This is a genomic window from Rhodococcus sp. T7 (assembly GCF_009872365.1).
Classification (GTDB): domain Bacteria; phylum Actinomycetota; class Actinomycetes; order Mycobacteriales; family Mycobacteriaceae; genus Rhodococcus_F.
In genome coordinates this window covers 135,436-152,957 of record NZ_WXYH01000221.1, presented here as the reverse complement: position 1 = coordinate 152,957, position 17,522 = coordinate 135,436, and the positions used below count along the sequence as shown (strand labels likewise).

Here is a 17,522-nt window from a genome sequence, read left to right as displayed (position 1 = left end):
TCTCCCCGTAGGTAGATGTGGATGAACCCGTTACCGGCACGACAGAACTCGCGGCACCGGCGCGGTGTCGAGACATACTGTGGCATGGAACACCGTCGAAAGCCTGCATTACCCCCGTCCTGAATCGGTCAGGAGGCGCCGCGATCAGCTGAGCCGGTAGCCCTCGGACGCCGAGAACAGGTGCACCTGCGACGGGTCGACGTGCAGTTTCACCAGGTCACCCTTGCGGGGCGGGTTCCGCCAGTCGGCGCGGGCCACCAACTGCTGCGTCTCACCGTTGACGGTGCTGCGGCCGTAGATGTAGGCGTCGGATCCGAGTTCCTCCACCACCGCCACCTCCATCGGGATGCCGGTGGTCGACAGTTCCAGATGCTCCGGGCGGATCCCGACGACCACCTGGCGCTCGTCGGTGTCGGACCGCAGCTGCCGGGGCAGCGGGATGGTCGCGTCGCCGAGCAGCACCCCGTCGGGGGTGATCGGCAGCGTGAAGAGATTCATCGAAGGCGAACCCATGAAACCGGCGACGAACACGTTCGCGGGCCGGTTGTAGAGGTCGCGCGGCGACGCGCACTGCTGCAACACCCCGTCCTTCAGCACGGCCACCCGATCGCCCATGGTCATGGCCTCGACCTGGTCGTGCGTCACGTACACCATCGTCGTCTCGAGGCGCCGCTGCAGCTGCGCGATCTGGGTGCGCGTCTGCACCCGGAGCTTGGCGTCGAGGTTGGACAGCGGCTCGTCCATCAGGAACACCTGCGGCTGCCGGACGATGGCGCGTCCCATCGCCACGCGCTGCCGCTGACCGCCGGACAGCGCCTTCGGCTTGCGGTCCAGGTACGGCTCGAGGTCGAGGAGTTTCGCGGTCTCCTCGACGCGCGTGCGGATGTCGTCCTTCGCGGCGCCGGCGAGCTTGAGCGCGAAACCCATGTTCTCGGCCACCGACATGTGCGGGTACAGCGCATAGTTCTGGAACACCATCGCGATGTCGCGTTCCTTGGGTTCCTGCGTGGTGACGTCGCGGTCACCGATGAGGATCCGCCCGCTGTGGACGTCCTCGAGTCCCGCCAGCATCCGCAGCGACGTCGACTTGCCGCAACCGGACGGGCCGACGAGGACCAGGAACTCGCCGTCCTCGATCTTCAGGTCGAGCGTGTCGACGGCCGGCTTGTCCGAGCCGGGGAACAGGCAGGTGGCACCGTCATAGGTCACTGTGGCCATGAACGTCGAAGTCCCTTCTACCCGGCGCCGCGCTCAGGTGCGTGAAAATGTACCTGTTGACACACTTTCTCACTCACCTGTGGGTAGTCCGGTACGAATTCCCCTCGGTCCGAATCATGTTGGTCGGATTCATGTACAGGTTTCTCCACAGCTGGGGATGAACGCCCCAATGAAACGGGGTCGTGAATACCGTGTGAACGCAGAGCGCTTCGCGCCCGTGCGCCTTTTTGGTAGCGGGAACGACCAGAAAGGCGCACGGGCGATAGCCTGCCCTGGTGAGTTCCGACAAGATGCTGACCCGCATCGGTGGGCTCCTCCGGCAGGCGGAATCCACCGACAACCCGCACGAGGGCGAGGCCTTCATGGCGGCGGCCCAGCGGCTCGCCACCGCCTCCTCGATCGACCTCGCGGTGGCGCGCGCGCACGCGGCAGGCCGGGAAAAGCAGGCGACGCCCACGCAACGGCTGATCACGATCGGTGAACCGGGCAAGAAGGGTCTGCGGACGTACGCGCAGCTGTTCCTGGTGATCGCCGCCGCCAACGACGTGCAGTGCGACATCGCCCAGACGTCGGCCGTCATCTACGCGTACGGGTTCGCCGGCGATATCGACGTCTGCGAGGCCCTGTATGCGAGCCTGCTGATCCAGATGGTCCGGGCGTCGGACGCCTACATCAAGTCCGGGGAGTACCGCGGCGAGACGACGGTCCGGACACAGGTCGAGACGCGTGGACGCCGCCGGGTCTCGACCCGGGTGCGACGCCCCGTCGCCGGCGTTACCGCCCGGTTGAACTTCCAGCTCGCCTACGCCGCGCGGATCGGGCAGCGCCTCGCCGACGCCAAGAAGGAGGCCGAGGAGCAGGCGGTGTCGGTGCCGGAATCGTCGGCGGAGACGGCGCTGGTCCTGCGCGACAAGCAGCTCGAGCTGAAAGACTACTACTCGGAGAACTCGCAGGCCCGGGGCACGTGGCGGGGTGGCCGGGCGTCCGCCGGACATTCGTCGAGTGCGCAGCGGGCGGGGGATCGCGCCGCCCGGACCGCCCGGTTGAGCAACTCCCCCGAACTGTCGGTCGCGCGCAGACAGATCCCGTCGTGAAGCGACCCCGCGACACCCAGCGCACCGCCGTGTACGACGCGGAGGCGTTGGTGCGCACCATGTTCGACCGCGCCGACGAACGCGGCCTGCGGGTCGTCGACGTCCTGGGTTCGCAGGTGACGCTGCCGGTGGAACGCAAGTTCGCGTCCATCGATTCGGTGCAGGACTACGTCGACCGCGTCCTCGCCCTGAACTGGGTGCGGTCCACGTGGACGCGGGCGGCCACCCCGATCCACGTCCGGGCGAGGTCCGGCAACAAAGCCGCGCACTACGAAAGCGATTGCGCGACAATCGCGGTACCCGAGCACCGGAATGGCAACGCCTGGGCGTTTCGCGAATTGGTGGTGCTGCACGAGATCGCCCACCACCTCGACCCGTCCGATCCCGAATTCCCGACGGTCGCACCGCACGGCCCGGAGTACGTGGACCGCTACCTCACCCTGGTCGGGGAGATCATCGGCCCCGAGGCGGCGTTCGTCCTGCGGACCATGCTCCTCGCCGGCGGGGTGCGGCTGAACTGAGGACCGTCAGTCGCGGGGGCGCAGCCTGACGAACCGGATCTCGCGGCCCGCGGCCCGGAAGTCGGACGCGCTGCCGTCGACGTCGAAGCCCATGCCCCGGGCGATCCGCATCCCGAGTTTCGGATGCTCTGCCGCGTAGTGCGCCATGAAGTCCGCGCCGGTCTCGGCATCGAGGAATTCGGCTGTCACGGACAGTCGCCGACGGCCCACCTGGACCGTCGCGTTCGGCTGCGCCCGCAGGTTCCGGTACCAATCGGACTTGGGACCGAACCCGGCGGCCAGCACGTACCCGTCGCCGACGGCGTCGTGGTTGACCACCTCGAGCACGACCTGCCTGCGGGCGCCGGACTTGCGCCCCACGTGTTCGAGGAGCAGAAATCGGCCGCCGAGCAGGAACCCGAGGTGGCAACGGTAGAGATAGATCGGCGCGCGGAAGAATGCCCGCCGGAAGCCGGTTGGCGGGTCAGGCCGCTGGGTGACCTTCACACGCCCAGTCTTCCACGGCAGTTCGTTGTGCGCCCGGCCGTCGCGCGAGCAGTATGGATCGAGAAGGCCCACCGTCTACTCCGAGGAGCCAGAATGACTCGTCCAGTTCGCATCGGCGTCCAACTTCAGCCGCAACACGCGCCCGACTACGGGATGATCCGCGACGCGGTGCTGCGGGCCGAGGACGCCGGCGTCGACATCGTCTTCAACTGGGATCACTTCTACCCGCTGTCCGGTGACCCCGACGGCGCGCACTTCGAATGCTGGACGATGCTCGGGGCGTTCGCCGAACAGACGGAACGGGTGGAGATCGGCGCGCTCGTCACATGCGCCGGCTACCGCAACCCGGATCTCCTCGCCGACATGGCCCGCACCGTCGATCACATCAGCGGCGGACGTCTGATCCTGGGCATCGGCGCCGGCTGGTTCGAGCGCGACTACGACGAGTACGGCTACGAATTCGGCACCGCCGGGTCGCGCATCAATCTGCTCGGCGAGTACCTCCCGCGGATCACCGCCCGCTTCGAGAAGCTGGAACCCGCACCCACCCGGCACATTCCGATCCTCATCGGTGGCGGCGGCGAGAAGAAGACGTTGCCGCTGGTCGGCAAATACGGCGACATCTGGCACAGCTTCAGCGACGTGGACACCTACCGACGTAAGTCGGGGATCCTCGCCGAGCACGCCCGCAGCGCCGGGCGCAGCCCCGACAGCATCCAGCACTCGACGTCGTGGCCGGGCGTCGACGACGCGGCGGCCCGGGTCGACGCCGGCGTCACCCTCTTCACCGTGGGCGTGGGTGGTCCCGACTACGACCTCGGCACGCTGAAGGAGGCCATCGCCTGGCGCGACGAGAACACCCCGCCGCCGCTGTCGGGCCTGGCCTAGGCGCTTCGCGCTCGTGCGCCTTTTTGGTAGCTGGAACAACCAGAAAGGCGCACGGGCGGCGGAGCCGCCTACAGCCGCTCGAGGACCATGGCCATGCCCTGACCGCCTCCGACGCACATGGTTTCGAGGCCGAACTGCTTGTCGTGGGTGGTCAGGTTGTTCAGCAGGGTGGCGGTGATGCGGGCGCCGGTCATGCCGAACGGGTGACCGAGGGCGATCGCGCCGCCGGAGACGTTCAGCTTGTCCTCGTCGATGTTCAGCTCCCGCGCCGACCCGATCACCTGCACCGCGAACGCCTCGTTGATCTCGACGAGGTCGATGTCGGAGATACCCAACCCCGCGATCGCGAGGGCACGCTTCGACGCCTCGATCGGGCCGAGGCCCATGATCTCCGGCGACAGACCGGACACCCCGGTCGACACGATCCGCGCCAGCGGCGTCAGACCGAGTTCCTTGGCCTTGGTGTCGGACATGATCACCAGGGCGGCGGCGCCGTCGTTGAGCGGGCACGCGTTACCGGCGGTCACGGTGCCGTCCGGGCGGAACACCGGCTTCAGCCGGGAGACGGCCTCGTAGCTGGTACCGGCGCGGGGGCCGTCGTCGGCGGAGACGACGGTGCCGTCGGGCAGGGTGACCGGGGTGATCTCCCGTGCGAAGAAACCGTTCTCGATCGCTTCCTCGGCGCGGTTCTGGGAGCGCACCGCCCAGCGGTCCTGCTCCTCGCGGGTGATGCCGGTGACCTGGGCGACGTTCTCGGCGGTCTGGCCCATCGCGATGTAGGTGTCGGGGACCAGACCCTCCTGCCGGGGGTCGACCCAGGTCTGGCCGCCCTGGGCGAGCTTCTCGGTGCGGGTCTGCGCGTCCGCGTAGAGCGGGTTCTGGGTGTCGGGCAGCGAATCGGAGTTGCCCTTCACGAACCGGGACACCGTTTCGACGCCGGCGGAGATGAACACATCCCCCTCGCCGGCCTTGATGGCGTGCAGCGCCATCCGGGTGGTCTGCAGCGACGAGGAACAATAGCGGGTGATGGTAGTGCCGGGAATGAAGTCGTAGCCGAGCTGGACGGCGACGTTGCGGCCCATGTTGAAGCCCTGCTCACCGCCGGGCAGGCCGCAGCCCAGGATGAGGTCGTTGACGTCGGTCGGGTCGAGGGCGGGCACCTTGTCGAGGGCCGCCTGCACCATCTGCGCGGCGAGGTCGTCGGGGCGCATGCCGACCAGCGACCCCTTCATGGCGCGACCGATCGGGGAACGGGCAATGGAAACGATGACGGCCTCGGGCACGGGTAACTCCTACCGATTGACGTGGTGGACGGCAGTCGGTGCGGACCTGCAGCCCCTCAGTTCTAAGCATATGCTTATTTTCTAAGCGTTTGCATATATTGACCACGGCTGCGGCACGGTGTCAACCCCTGGATGCCCGCGGTTGTGCTCAACCGACAACGCGGCGCGCGAACTCGAGCCCCCGAGACCGTTTCTCATCCTCACACCCGCCGATAGTGTCGTGGATCACACCACCACTTAAGGGGATCGAAATCGTGTCGCACATCGGCTATTTCGCTTGGGACCTCGCCGCGCAGCGCGCAGATGCGCCGTGCCTGCGCGACGACCGCCTCGACCTGACCTACCGGCAGTTCGCGCAGCGGGTCGACGCGTTCGCCGCGCAGTTGTCCGGGCACGGCGTCGGTCGCGGTGACGTCATCGCGATCATGCTGCCCAACCGCGCCGAACTGCTCGTCGCTCTCATGGCCGCCTGGCGGATCGGAGCGACCGCGACCCCGGTCAATCCCACCTTCACCGCGACGGAGGCCGCGTATCAGATCGCGGACGCCGCGGCAGTTCTCGTCGTCAACGAGGGACCGGACGCACCCACCGGCGGCCGGCAGGCGATCGCCGTCGACGACATGGCGACCACTCCCGACCCCGACTGGGCGCCGGGCGCGACCTCCAGCGCAGACGACGTTGCCCTGCTGATCTACACGTCCGGTTCGACCGGACAACCCAAGGGCGTGATGCTCACCCACGACAACCTGCAGTTCATGAGTTCGTCGATGGTGCAGCACTTCTCGCTCACCGCCGACGACCACTGCCTGCTGATTCTGCCGCTATTCCATGTCAACGCGATCTGCGTCAGCTTCCTGACCCCGATGCTGGCCGGCGGTCAGCTGAGCGTCACCGGACGCTTCTCTCCGGCCCGGTTCTTCGACGACGTCGCCCGCCTGCGCCCGACGTACTTCTCCGCGGTCCCGACCATCTACGCCCTGCTGGTTTCCCAGGACGCCGCCACCGACCTCTCGTCGCTGCGGTTCGCGGTGTGCGGGGCCGCCCCGATCTCGAAGGAACTCCTCGACCGCGCCGAGCAGCGTTTCGGTCTCGCCATCGTCGAGGGCTACGGGCTGACCGAGGGGACGTGCGCGTCGGCGTGCAACCCGCCGGGCGGTGTCCGCAAGCTGGGCACGGTCGGCCCCGCGCTGCCGGGTCAGACCATCGCGATCGTCGACGAGTCCGGCGCACCGGCACCGGTGGGGACCGTCGGGGAGGTGGTGATCCGGGGCGCGAACGTGATGCGCGGCTACCTCGGACGGCCCGAAGAAACCGAACGTACCGTCGTCGACGGGTGGCTGCACACCGGCGACGTCGGCCGCCTCGACGAGGACGGGTACCTCACCCTCGTCGACCGCATCAAGGACATGATCATCCGCGGCGGCGAGAACATCTACCCCAAGGAGATCGAGAACGCCCTCGCCACCCACGACGACGTCCTCGAGGCGGCCGTGATCGGCGCGCCGCACGAGGTGTACGGCGAGGTCCCGGTCGCCTACGTCGTCGCCTACCCCGACAGCCCGGTCACCGACGAGCAGCTCGACGAGCACCTGCGCGACCGGCTCACGAAAGTCAAACTGCCCGTGGCCATTCACGTCGTCGACGCGCTGCCCCGCAACCCCGTCGGCAAGATCGACAAGCCCGGACTGCGCAGCAGACACCGGACCGCCGCCGTCAACTGATCCGGCACCACCCCAGACCTCGGGCGCCACCCGAGGCGATGACCCCTACCCACAAGGAGCCTCCCCATGGGATTCAAGACCGGGAACTTCCCCGAAGTCGACCCCGCCACCTTCCTCGACCGACCCTTCTTCGACCGGATCCGCGCCATGTCGACGCATTGGGTCGACTACGGCTTCGGTACCCCGAAGATGGTGCACACCATCTACATTCTGAAACTGCTCGTCCTCTACCTGGGCGCCGGACTGTCGATCGCGACGTTCACCTCCGGGTACAACGTGCTCGACGTCGGCGCGTGGTGGAACGCACCGATCGTGTACCAGAAACTGATCCTGTGGACCCTGCTGATCGAGACCATTGGCCTGGGCGGTTCCTGGGGTCCGCTCGCCGGCCACTTCAAGCCGATGATGGGTGGCGCCCTGTTCTGGCTCCGGCCCGGCACCATCCGGCTCCCACCGTGGCCGGGGAAGGTACCGCTCACCTCCGGGGACACCCGCACCGTGTTCGACGTCCTGATCTACGCCGCAATTCTGATCAACATCGTGCTCACGCTCGGGTTCGCCGGCGTGCACACACCATCCATCGACGCGGTGCTGCCCGGCAACCACGGCCTGGTCGACCCCACGCTCCTGTTGCCGCTGATCGCACTGCTGATCGTGATCGGGCTGCGAGACAAGGTCATCTTCATCGCCGCCCGCGGCGAGCAGTATTTCCCGGCGGTCGTCTTCTTCGGAGTCCTGCCGTTCGTCGACATGATCATCGCGCTCAAGCTGCTCATCGTGTCGGTGTGGGTCGGCGCCGGGATCTCCAAGCTCGGACACCACTTCTCGATGGTGGTCCCGCCGATGCTGTCCAACACCCCGTGGATGCCGTTCAAGAAGATCAAGCGCGCCCACTACCGCAATTTCCCCGAGGACCTGCGACCGTCGATCGTCGCCGGTGGTGTCGCCCACGTGCTCGGCACGGTCGTGGAGGTGGTGACGCCGCTGGTGCTGCTGTTCTCCACCAATCGCACGCTGACGCTGCTCGCGGTCGCGTTGATGGTGGCGTTCCACCTGTTCATCTTGTCGACGTTCCCGCTCGCGGTGCCGCTCGAATGGAATCTGCTTTTCGCCTACGCGTCGATCTTCCTGTTCGTCGGATTCCCCGCCTGGGACGGGTACGGTGTCGCCGACATGTCCTCGGTGTGGCTGACCGCGGTGATCGTCGCCGCCCTGGTGTTCTTCCCGATCCTCGGCAACCTGCGCCCCGACCTCGTCTCGTTCCTGCCGTCGATGCGCCAATACGCCGGCAACTGGGCGTCGGCCACCTGGGCGTTCGCGCCGGGCGCCGAGGAGAAGCTCGACCAATTCGTGAAGCGGCCCAGCCAGAACACCCGCACCCAGTTGCTCGCCACCTACCCGCCGGAGGTCGCGGACGTGGTGATGCATCAGCTGCTCGGCTGGCGGTCGATGCACAGCCAGGGCCGCGCCCTGCTGTCGCTGATGAGCCGGCACCTCGGCGACGACATCGACACGTACTCGCTTCGGGAGGCCGAGTTCAGCTGCAACTCGCTGGTGGCGTTCAACTTCGGTGACGGCCACCTGCACAACGAGTTCCTGATCGCCGCACTGCAGCGCCGCTGCAACTTCGCGCCGGGCGAATTCGTGATCGCCTGGATCGAATCGCAGCCCATCCACAAGGGCATTCAGGAGTACAAGGTGATCGACGCCGCCCTCGGGGTCATCGAACGGGGCACCTACAAGGTGTCGGACGCGATCAACGAGCAGCCGTGGCTGCCGAACGGGCCCATTCCGTTCGACGTGCAGTGGAGACTGGAGGGAAAGGACAAGGAGAGCGGGTTGCCGAAGTCGAACGTGGCGGTGCGGCCGTGACGACCGCGGTCGTGGTCGGTAGCGGGCCCAACGGGCTCGCCGCCGCGGTCCACCTCGCCCGGCACGGCGTCGACGTCCAGGTCCTCGAGGCCGCCGACACCATCGGCGGCGGCACCCGCTCCGGCGAACTCACCATCCCCGGACTGCTGCACGACGAGTGCTCCGCCTTCCACCCGATGGGCGCCGGGTCGCCGTACCTGCGGACCCTCGACCTCGAACGGTTCGGGCTGACGTGGAAGTGGCCGGAGATCGACTGCGCGCACCCCCTCGACACCGGCGACGCCGGGCTGCTGCACCGCTCCGTCGAGGACACCGCCGCCGGCCTGGGCGACGACGGAACCCGCTGGCAGCGGATGTTCGGCGGACTCGCCGACGGCTTCGACGACCTCGCCGCCGACCTCATGCGCCCAATCGCCAACGTCCCCCGGCACCCGATCAAGCTCGCGAGTTTCGGCCCGCGCGCCCTGCTCCCGGCCACCGTCACGGCCCGCTGGTGGCGCACGGAGAAGGCCCGCGCACTGTTCGGCGGCGTCGCCGCGCACGCGTACTACCGTCTCGACCGGCCCGCGACGTCCGCGGTCGGGTTGATGATCGTCGCCGCCGGGCACCGCTACGGCTGGCCGGTCGCCGAGGGCGGGTCGCAGTCGATCACCGCCGCGCTCGCCGCGATGTTCACCGACTGGGGCGGCAAGATCACCACCGGCACCCGGGTCCGCAGTGTGCGGGACATTCCGCAGGCGGACGTCGTCCTCCTCGACCTCGCACCGTCCGCCGCCGCCGACATCCTCGGCGACCGGTTGCCGCCGCGGGTCGCCAAGGCCTACCGCCGGTACCGGCACGGACCCGCCGCGTTCAAGGTCGACTTCGCCGTCGACGGCGGGGTGCCGTGGACCGACCCCGCCTGCGGTCGTGCCGGAACCGTGCACCTGGGTGGCACTTTCGCGGAGATCGCCGACGCCGAACGCGCCGTCGCGACGGGCCGGATGCCGCAGCGGCCGTTCGTCCTCGTCGGACAGCAGTATGTCGCCGACCCCGGACGGTCGAACGGGAACCTGCACCCGCTGTACGCGTACGCCCATGTCCCGCACGGGTACTCCGGGGACGCGACCGAGGCGGTGGTCGCGCAGATCGAACGGTTCGCCCCCGGGTTCCGGGACCGCGTCGTCGCCACCGTCAGCAGTGGTCCCGTGCAACTGGCCGCGTCCAACGCGAACTATGTCGGCGGCGACATCATCGGCGGCGCCAACACCGAAACCCAGGTAGTGCTGCGGCCCCGGATCGCCCTCGACCCGTACAGCACCGGGATTCCGGGCACCTACCTGTGCTCGGCGTCCGCACCGCCCGGCGCCGGCGCGCACGGCATGTGCGGGTACAACGCCGCCCAGTCCGCGCTACGTTATCTGCGCCGCGCCGGAGGGGACGTGCTGTGAGCAGTCCCGCCCCCAGTGACCGCCGCGCCGGTGCCCGTCGCCGGATGGCGCGGGTGCCGGCGATGGCGGAGACCGAGGTCCTCGACATCGTTGCCGGCATCGCACGGAAACTCGATGCGCGGCAGGCGGAGATCACCCGCGCGATGAGCGCGCTGCTCGCGCACGAGATCGACCAACTCGACGAGGACCCGCAACTCGTCGAACTACTCGAGGCCAGTGTGCACGGCAACGTCTCGACAATCGTCCACGTTCTGGCCAACGACATTCCCGTCGACCATCTCCAGCCCACCACCGCCGCCGTGGAGTACGCGCTGCGGCTGGCGCAACGCGACGTGTCGTCGAACTCGCTGGTGCGCGCGTATCACATGGGCCAGGACGATCTGATGAAGATCTGCTACGACGAGGTCGGCGCCCTCGAACTGCCCGGTCCGCTGACTCTTGCTGTGCTCAAACATATTTCGGAGGTAGTGTACAGCTACATCGACTGGATCACGCTGTACGTGTTCGACGCCTACGAGCAGGAACGGCGGCGGTGGCTGGGGGCCCGCGGCAACGTGCACTCGTCGACCATCCACACCCTCCTCACAGGAACCGGCTCCGACGGGTCCGCGTTCGAGACCGAGACGCAGTACCGACTCGACCAGACACATGTCGCGATGATCCTGTGGTCCACCGGTGCCGACACCGAGGCGAGCCTCAACGCGCTCGACCACTACGTGCGCGACCTCGCCCGCCACCTCGCCACCGACTCGGCTCCCATCGTCACCGCCATCGACCGTCGAACCCTCTGGGCTTGGCTCCCTTTCGGTCGCCGCAAGCCGGTCCTCGACACCACCGAACTCGCCGCCACCCTGCCGTCGAAGCCCGGCATCCGGACCGCGATCGGCCTGCCCGCGCCCGGGGTCGCCGGATTCCGGCGGTCGCACGAACAGGCGCGGGCCGCCTACTCCGTCGCCACCGTGCCCCACACCCAGGTCCGGCCGATCGTCGGTTTCGGCGACCGCGGCGTCGCCGTCGTGTCCCTCCTCGCCGAGAACCTGGACTCCACCCGCGCGTGGGTGTGGGAGGTCCTCGGCCCGCTCGCGGAGAACACCGACCAGGCCGCGACCCTGCGGGCCACGCTGAGCACCTACTTCGCGACCGGCGAAAGCCACCTCCACACCGCGCAGCAGATGAACCTGCACCGCAACACCGTCAAATACCGCATTACCAAGGCACTCGGCGACCCAGCCACCGGCACACACAGCAAGCTGGATCTCGCACTCGCCCTGCAGGTATGCGAGTTCCTGGGCCCGACGGTCCTGCGGTAGGCGGCTCCGCCGCCTGTGCGCCTTTCTGGTTGTTCCGGCTACCAAAAAGGCGCACGGGCGCTACGCGCGTTTCAGGATCGCCCGCAGGTCGGCGGCCGGGGAGAGGGTGCCGTATTCGTGGCCGCGGTCGGGGCCGAGGCGGGCGTCGACGAAACAGTCCGCGACGGCGGCGGGCGAGAACCGGGTGAGCAGCGACGCCTGCAGCGCGAGGGCCATCGATTCGACGACGGCGCGGGCGCGGCGTTGGGCGTCGGCGGGGTCGAGTCCGGCGAGTTCGCCGAGTTGCGTACGGACCCGGTCGAGGTGCGCGTCCAGCACGGTGTTGGCGCCGCGAGCCAGGTTCACCTCGGTGTCGAACGCGGCGACGCTGTCGGGTTCGCGGGTCATCGCGCGCAGGACGTCGAGGGCGATGACGTTCCCCGATCCCTCCCAGACGGCCATGACGGGCTGTTCGCGGTAGCGGCGGGCGAGCGGGAAGTCCTCGGTGTAGCCGTTGCCGCCCAGGCATTCCAGTGCCTCGTAGGCGTGGTGCGGGCCGCGCTTGCAGATCCAGTACTTCGCGACGGCGGTCGCGAGCCGGCGGAAGCTGCGTTCCTGCTCGCTCGCGTCCTCGTCGTGGGCGCGGGCGAGTCGCAGGGCGGTGACGGTGGCCGCCTCGGACTCGAGCGCGAGGTCGGCGAGCACCGACGTCATGGCGGGCTGATCGGCCAGGACGGCACCGAACGCGGCACGGTGCCGGGCGTGCCATACGGCCTCGGCGACGGACTGCCGCATCCCCGCCGCGCTGCCGAGCACGCAGTCGAGGCGGGTGCGCGCAACCATCTCGATGATGGTGCGGACCCCGCGACCGGGTTCGCCGACCATGACGCCGACGGTGCCGTCGAGTTCGATCTCGGACGACGCGTTGGACTTGTTGCCGAGTTTGTTCTTCAGCCGCTGGATGCGGAAGACGTTGCGGGTGCCGTCCGGGAGGATCCGCGGCAGCAGGAAGCACGAGAGACCTTCGCCGCCTGCACCTTCCGCCTGCGCGAGCACGAGGAACGCGTCGGACATCGGTGCGGAGCAGAACCACTTGTGGCCGGTGAGCAGGTAGTCGGCGCCGGGACCGCCGCGGCCCGCGGGCTTCGCGACGGTGGTGTTGGCGCGGACGTCGGAGCCGCCCTGCTTCTCCGTCATCGACATGCCGAAGATCGCGGACGCCTTGCCCGGTGCGTCGAGTTCCGGGGTGTAGCTGCGGGACAGGGCGCGCGGCTTCCAGATCGCGGCGACGTCGGGTTGCAGTTCGAGGGACGGGATGACGGCGTTGGTCATCGAGATCGGACAGGAGTGGCCCGGCTCGATCTGCGCGAACAGCATGAATGCGGCTGCACGAGCGACATTTGCGCCGGGTTTCGGATCGGCCCACGCCGACGTGTGCGCGCCGTGTGCGACGGCCGCGGAGATGATCCGGTGGTAGGACGGGTGGTATTCGACCTCGTCGATCCGGTTGCCCCAGCGGTCGAACGTCTTCAGTTCGGGAATGATCGTGTTGGCGAGTTCGGCGTCGTGCTGGAATGTGGCGCTGCCGACGAGCGCGCCGATGTCGGCGAGTTCCGCAGTGGCCCAGTCGGCGTCGTGGCGGCGCACACCTTCGGACAACACCGTGTCGAGTGTGAACTCGTTGACGTCGATGCGGGGCACCGACTGGTTGAGCACGGTGTGCGTCCGGTGGGGTGCGGGATGGGTGACGTTCGTTTCGGAAAAAGTAGTCATGGCGGTGTCTTTCGTGAGTCAGCTCGCGGTGCGGATCAGGTGCTTCTGGATCTTGCCGGTGGGGGTGCGGGGCAGCACTGTGGCGAACACGTAGTCGCGGGGAATCTTGTAGCGGGCCAGCTTGTCCGACAGGTAGTCGCGGAGGTCGTCGGCTCCCACGACGTCCGGTTCCCGCCACACGACGTGCGCGACGACGGTCTCGCCCCACTCGGGGTGCGGGCGTCCCACGACGGCGACGTCGACGACGTCGGGGTGGCCGGAGATGGCGTCCTCCACTTCCTTGGAATAGACGTTCTCACCGCCGGTGATGATCATGTCCTTCGCGCGGTCGACGATGAAGAGGTAGCCGTCGTCGTCCGTGCGGGCGAGATCGCCGGTGCGGTACCAGCCGTCGTCGGCGAAGACGGCCGCGGTGGGGTCGGGGTCGTCGAGGTAGCCCTGCATCACGGTATCGGTGCGCACCCAGATCTCGCCGATCCCCCCGGCGGGCACGTCGGCGCCGATCGGCCCGCCGCCGTACAGCCAGGCCCGGACACTCGACAGGTCGTAGGCGGCGAAGTCGGGGACCGCGTTCAGTGCCGTCGTGTAGATGACCGGCGGCCCGAAGCACAATGTGATGCGTTGCTGCTGAACCGCTTCCAGGAACCGGACGGGGTGATATTCGCGCAGGAGCACCACGGTGCCACCCATGTACAGCGTGGCCATCAGCCCGTTGTTCAGCGGGGACGCGTGCCAGATCGGGACGGCCATCAGCAGCCGCTCGTCGCGGGTGATGGACAGGCCGAGTGCCGCCGTGGTCGCGACGCGCACGAGGGTGCGGTGGCTGTGCACGCAGCCCTTGGGCGCGCCGGTGGTGCCGGACGTGTAGAGGATCTCGGCGGGGTCGTTCTCGTCGACGTCGATGCCGTCGATCGGGTCGAGGTCCGCGATCGCGTCGTCGAAAAAGGTGCACCCGTCCACTGCGGTGTCGGTGGACAGCAGCACCACCGACGTCTGCAACCGCTCGATCACGGGCGCGAGTTCGCCGTCGAAGACGCACACCTGCACGTGCGCGTGCCGCAGGACGTAGTCGACCTCGGGCGCCTGCATCTTGTGGTTGACCGGCACCACCACCGCGCCGATGCGCCAGGCGCCGAGCATGGCGTAGACGAAGCCGGGGGTGTTGAAACACATGAGGGCGACGCGGTCACCGCGCCCGACCCCCAGTTTCCGCAGGAGTGCCGCGGCGTGGCGGCTGCCGTCCTGCACGGAACCATACGTATGGTTCCGGCCCTGGAAGTGGAGAAACGCCTTGTCGGGCGTCTTGCGGACGTTGCTGTCGAATACGCGAACGACGTTCATCGCGCTCCTTGAAGAGGGGTTCAGTCGATGGAGGTGTTGAGGACGGTCTCGGGGATCTGCAGGTTCGCGAAGATGACGGCGACGGCCTCCTCGAGCGAATAGCCGAAGCTCTCGCCGGTGGCGGTCTTCTGGATCACCAGTCCGAAGATCGCCGACCAGAACGCCTTCGCCTCGACGTCGATGCCGGCGCGCAGCTGCCACCCGGTGCGCATCAGGGTGCGGATGAGTGCGTCCTCGCCCGAGGAGTGCAGGGTGCGGAGAGTGTCGGTGATGAGGTCGCGGAGTTCGCCGCGGCGGCCCGTCATGAGCATCGCTTCCACGAACAATTCGACGCTGGGTGCGCCCGCCCCGAGCAGGGAGCCGACGAGCTTCTCCGTGTAGTCGCCGACGGTCTCCGCGGTGGCGGCGTCGTCCTCGGCCCGCTTGCCTGCGCGCAGCACGGCAGCGCAGGCCACCTCGACGAAGAGCCGCTCCTTGGACCCGTAGTAATACGTCACCTGGTTGGGGTGGGCGCCGGCGGCGGCGCAGATCTGCGTGATCGCGACGCCGTCGCCATGCTCGAGGAACAGTTCGGTGGCGGCGGTGAACAGGGCGTCGCGGGTCTGCCGACCGGACTCCCGGGTTCCGCGCGCTGCTCGGCCCGTCTGCGACGCCATGGCTGCCCTCCAAGTTGTTTGTACGACAAACAATAACTTCTTCTTGTTTGTATGACAAACAAGGAGAGTGACGGGCGTCGCCGAGGCGTCCTCCGAGCCCGGAGATCCCGCCTGCCAGGGTTACGCTGCTCACCATGTTTTCTTCCGTCGGAGCGAAGATCCGTGTGGTGGTGGCGTTACTGCTCACCGCCCTGCTGGCGTTGACCCTGTCGTCGTGTTCGAGCGGCGGCGACAACTCGGGGTCGGCGCCGCAGGATCTGTGTTCCCCGCCGGGAGTCGGCGCGGCCACCGCCGCCCCGACCAACCTCGCCGCCTCGGGTGCCGCGGCCGAAGACCGCTACACGACGCCGTCGACCACCCCGCTCGACCAGATCGACACGTCGAAACTGAACCTCATCACCCCCGGGGTGCTCACCGTCGGCACCCTGTCCGACGCACCGCCGAGCATCTGCGTGAACTCGGACAATCAGTTCACCGGCTACGACAACGAACTGCTGCGGGCCGTCGCCGACAAGCTGGGCCTGCGTGTCGACTTCGTCGGCACCGAGTTCGCCGGGCTTCTCGCCCAGGTGGCCGGGCGCCGCTTCGACGTCGGGTCCTCGTCCATCACCACGACGGACGAACGCCGCAACACCGTCGGCTTCACCAACGGCTACGACTTCGGCTACTTCTCGCTCGTCGTTCCCAACGGCGGACCGATCCAGAGCTTCGACGACCTGAACGCGTCGACCCGCATCGGCGTCGTCCAGGGCACCGTCCAGGACGACTACGTCGTCAACACGCTGAAGCTGAACCCGGTGAAGTTCCCCGACTACGCCACTGCGTACGCCAACCTCAAGACGGGGCAGATCGACGCCTGGGTCGCGCCGTCGCAGCAGGCCGAGGGCGCCATCGCACCGGGCGATCCCACGTCGATCGTCGAGAACACCTTCAGCGTCAACAACTATGTGGGCTGGGCCGTCAACAAGGAGAACCAGCCGCTCGTCGACGCACTCAACTCCGGGCTCGATGCCGTCATCGCCGACGGCACCTGGGCCCAGCTGTACTCCGACTGGGTGCCCCGCGAACTGCCCGAGGGCTGGAAACCGGGCAGCAAGGCGGCGCCGGCGCCCGACCTCCCGGACTTCGCCGCGCTCGCCGCCCAGAACGCGAACAACACCACCGAAACCCCCGTCGCCGAACCCAAGTCGACACTCCAGCAACTGAAGGACACGTTCTTCGACTGGAACCTCTACACGCGGGCCTTCCCCGACCTACTGAAGACCGGTCTGCCGAACACGCTGATCCTGGCGTTGGCATCCGGCATCGTCGGCACCGTCCTCGGCATGCTGCTCGCGATGGCCGGCATCTCCCGCACCCGCTGGCTGCGCTGGCCCGCCCGCGTCTACACGGACGTGTTCCGCGGTCTGCCCGCCGTCGTCATCATCCTCATCGTCGGGCTCGGCGTCGGGCCCGTCGTCAAGGGACTCACCGGCAACAACCCGTACTGGCTCGGCGCCGCCGCGCTGTCGCTGCTGGCGTCCGCGTACATCGGTGAGATCTTCCGGTCCGGCATCCAGAGCGTCGAACCCGGGCAGCTCGAGGCGTCCCGGGCGCTCGGCTTCAGCTACCGGAAGTCGATGACGCTCGTCGTGGTCCCGCAGGGTGTGCGGCGGGTGCTGCCCGCGCTGATGAACCAGTTCATCTCGCTGATCAAGGACTCGTCGCTGATCTACTTCCTCGGCCTCCTCGTCAGCCAGCGGGAACTGTTCGCCGTCGGCCGCGACCTCAACGCGCAGACCGGCAACCTGTCACCGCTCGTCGCCGCCGGCCTGTTCTACCTGGCGCTCACCATCCCGCTGACGCACCTCGTCAACTACATCGACAACCGTCTGCGCACCGGCCGCGCCGATACGTCCGGCACGCTCGACCCGGTGGAACAGTCCATCGTCGTGGAAAGGGGATAGGGCG

14 protein-coding genes are annotated in these 17,522 nt (G+C 68.2%); 8 read left to right on the top strand and 6 right to left on the bottom strand.

Going from position 1 to position 17,522, the window contains the following annotated elements:
* Window positions 1–144 precede the first annotated feature (144 nt).
* A complete protein-coding gene (locus MLGJGCBP_RS20995; RefSeq protein WP_087555586.1) occupies window positions 145–1,218 on the bottom strand; it encodes an ABC transporter ATP-binding protein in 1,074 nt (357 codons plus the stop codon).
* Window positions 1,219–1,493: 275 nt separating this feature from the next.
* Between MLGJGCBP_RS20995 and MLGJGCBP_RS20990 the strand changes: the two genes are divergently transcribed.
* Both MLGJGCBP_RS20990 and MLGJGCBP_RS20985 read left to right on the top strand, forming a co-directional pair.
* Window positions 1,494–2,312: a DUF2786 domain-containing protein gene (locus MLGJGCBP_RS20990; protein WP_160097855.1), complete on the top strand. Its 819-nt coding sequence runs from the start codon at window positions 1,494–1,496 to the stop codon at window positions 2,310–2,312.
* Window positions 2,309–2,833 (top strand): TIGR04338 family metallohydrolase, encoded by a 525-nt coding sequence (locus tag MLGJGCBP_RS20985; RefSeq protein ID WP_160097854.1) that lies wholly within the window; start codon window positions 2,309–2,311, stop codon window positions 2,831–2,833. The genes MLGJGCBP_RS20990 and MLGJGCBP_RS20985 overlap by 4 nt, the downstream gene beginning before the upstream one ends.
* A gap of 6 nt (window positions 2,834–2,839) precedes the next feature.
* Here the strand turns inward: MLGJGCBP_RS20985 and MLGJGCBP_RS20980 are convergent, their stop codons facing one another.
* Entirely contained in the window at window positions 2,840–3,319 is a 480-nt protein-coding gene (locus MLGJGCBP_RS20980; protein WP_160097891.1) for a nitroreductase family deazaflavin-dependent oxidoreductase, read from the bottom strand.
* A gap of 93 nt (window positions 3,320–3,412) precedes the next feature.
* Between MLGJGCBP_RS20980 and MLGJGCBP_RS20975 the strand changes: the two genes are divergently transcribed.
* Window positions 3,413–4,207 carry an LLM class F420-dependent oxidoreductase gene (locus MLGJGCBP_RS20975; protein WP_160097853.1) on the top strand — a complete coding sequence of 265 codons (795 nt, stop codon included), beginning with the start codon at window positions 3,413–3,415 and terminating at the stop codon, window positions 4,205–4,207.
* A gap of 68 nt (window positions 4,208–4,275) precedes the next feature.
* On the opposite strand, the gene MLGJGCBP_RS20970 is transcribed toward MLGJGCBP_RS20975, so the two are convergent.
* Window positions 4,276–5,490, bottom strand: a complete 1,215-nt coding sequence (locus MLGJGCBP_RS20970; protein ID WP_160097852.1) for an acetyl-CoA C-acetyltransferase — start codon at window positions 5,488–5,490, stop codon at window positions 4,276–4,278.
* A 254-nt stretch (window positions 5,491–5,744) separates the two neighbouring features.
* On the opposite strand from MLGJGCBP_RS20970, the gene MLGJGCBP_RS20965 reads away from it, so the two are divergent.
* From MLGJGCBP_RS20965 to MLGJGCBP_RS20950, 4 genes are all read left to right on the top strand, one after another.
* Entirely contained in the window at window positions 5,745–7,211 is a 1,467-nt protein-coding gene (locus MLGJGCBP_RS20965; RefSeq protein WP_160097851.1) for a class I adenylate-forming enzyme family protein, read from the top strand.
* Window positions 7,212–7,277: 66 nt separating this feature from the next.
* The gene (locus MLGJGCBP_RS20960; protein ID WP_160097850.1) at window positions 7,278–9,083 is read left to right on the top strand and encodes a DUF3556 domain-containing protein; all 1,806 of its coding nucleotides are present in this window, start codon (window positions 7,278–7,280) and stop codon (window positions 9,081–9,083) included.
* Window positions 9,080–10,513: a phytoene desaturase family protein gene (locus MLGJGCBP_RS20955; protein WP_160097849.1), complete on the top strand. Its 1,434-nt coding sequence runs from the start codon at window positions 9,080–9,082 to the stop codon at window positions 10,511–10,513. The genes MLGJGCBP_RS20960 and MLGJGCBP_RS20955 overlap by 4 nt, the downstream gene beginning before the upstream one ends.
* Complete coding sequence (locus MLGJGCBP_RS20950) at window positions 10,510–11,823, top strand: PucR family transcriptional regulator (RefSeq protein WP_442972113.1); 1,314 nt, start codon at window positions 10,510–10,512, stop codon at window positions 11,821–11,823. Before MLGJGCBP_RS20955 ends, MLGJGCBP_RS20950 begins: the two co-directional genes overlap by 4 nt.
* Window positions 11,824–11,883: 60 nt before the next feature.
* On the opposite strand, the gene MLGJGCBP_RS20945 is transcribed toward MLGJGCBP_RS20950, so the two are convergent.
* The 3 genes from MLGJGCBP_RS20945 to MLGJGCBP_RS20935 are packed head-to-tail and all read right to left on the bottom strand — an operon-like array spanning window position 11,884 to window position 15,572.
* The gene (locus tag MLGJGCBP_RS20945; RefSeq protein ID WP_160097848.1) at window positions 11,884–13,575 is read right to left on the bottom strand and encodes an acyl-CoA dehydrogenase family protein; all 1,692 of its coding nucleotides are present in this window, start codon (window positions 13,573–13,575) and stop codon (window positions 11,884–11,886) included.
* 18 nt (window positions 13,576–13,593) lie between these two features.
* Window positions 13,594–14,916, bottom strand: a complete 1,323-nt coding sequence (locus MLGJGCBP_RS20940; protein ID WP_160097847.1) for a class I adenylate-forming enzyme family protein — start codon at window positions 14,914–14,916, stop codon at window positions 13,594–13,596.
* Between the two features lie 20 nt (window positions 14,917–14,936).
* Complete coding sequence (locus tag MLGJGCBP_RS20935; RefSeq protein WP_160097846.1) at window positions 14,937–15,572, bottom strand: TetR/AcrR family transcriptional regulator C-terminal domain-containing protein; 636 nt, start codon at window positions 15,570–15,572, stop codon at window positions 14,937–14,939.
* 134 nt (window positions 15,573–15,706) lie between these two features.
* Between MLGJGCBP_RS20935 and MLGJGCBP_RS20930 the strand changes: the two genes are divergently transcribed.
* Entirely contained in the window at window positions 15,707–17,518 is a 1,812-nt protein-coding gene (locus MLGJGCBP_RS20930; RefSeq protein ID WP_160097845.1) for an ABC transporter substrate-binding protein/permease, read from the top strand.
* Window positions 17,519–17,522 lie beyond the last annotated feature (4 nt).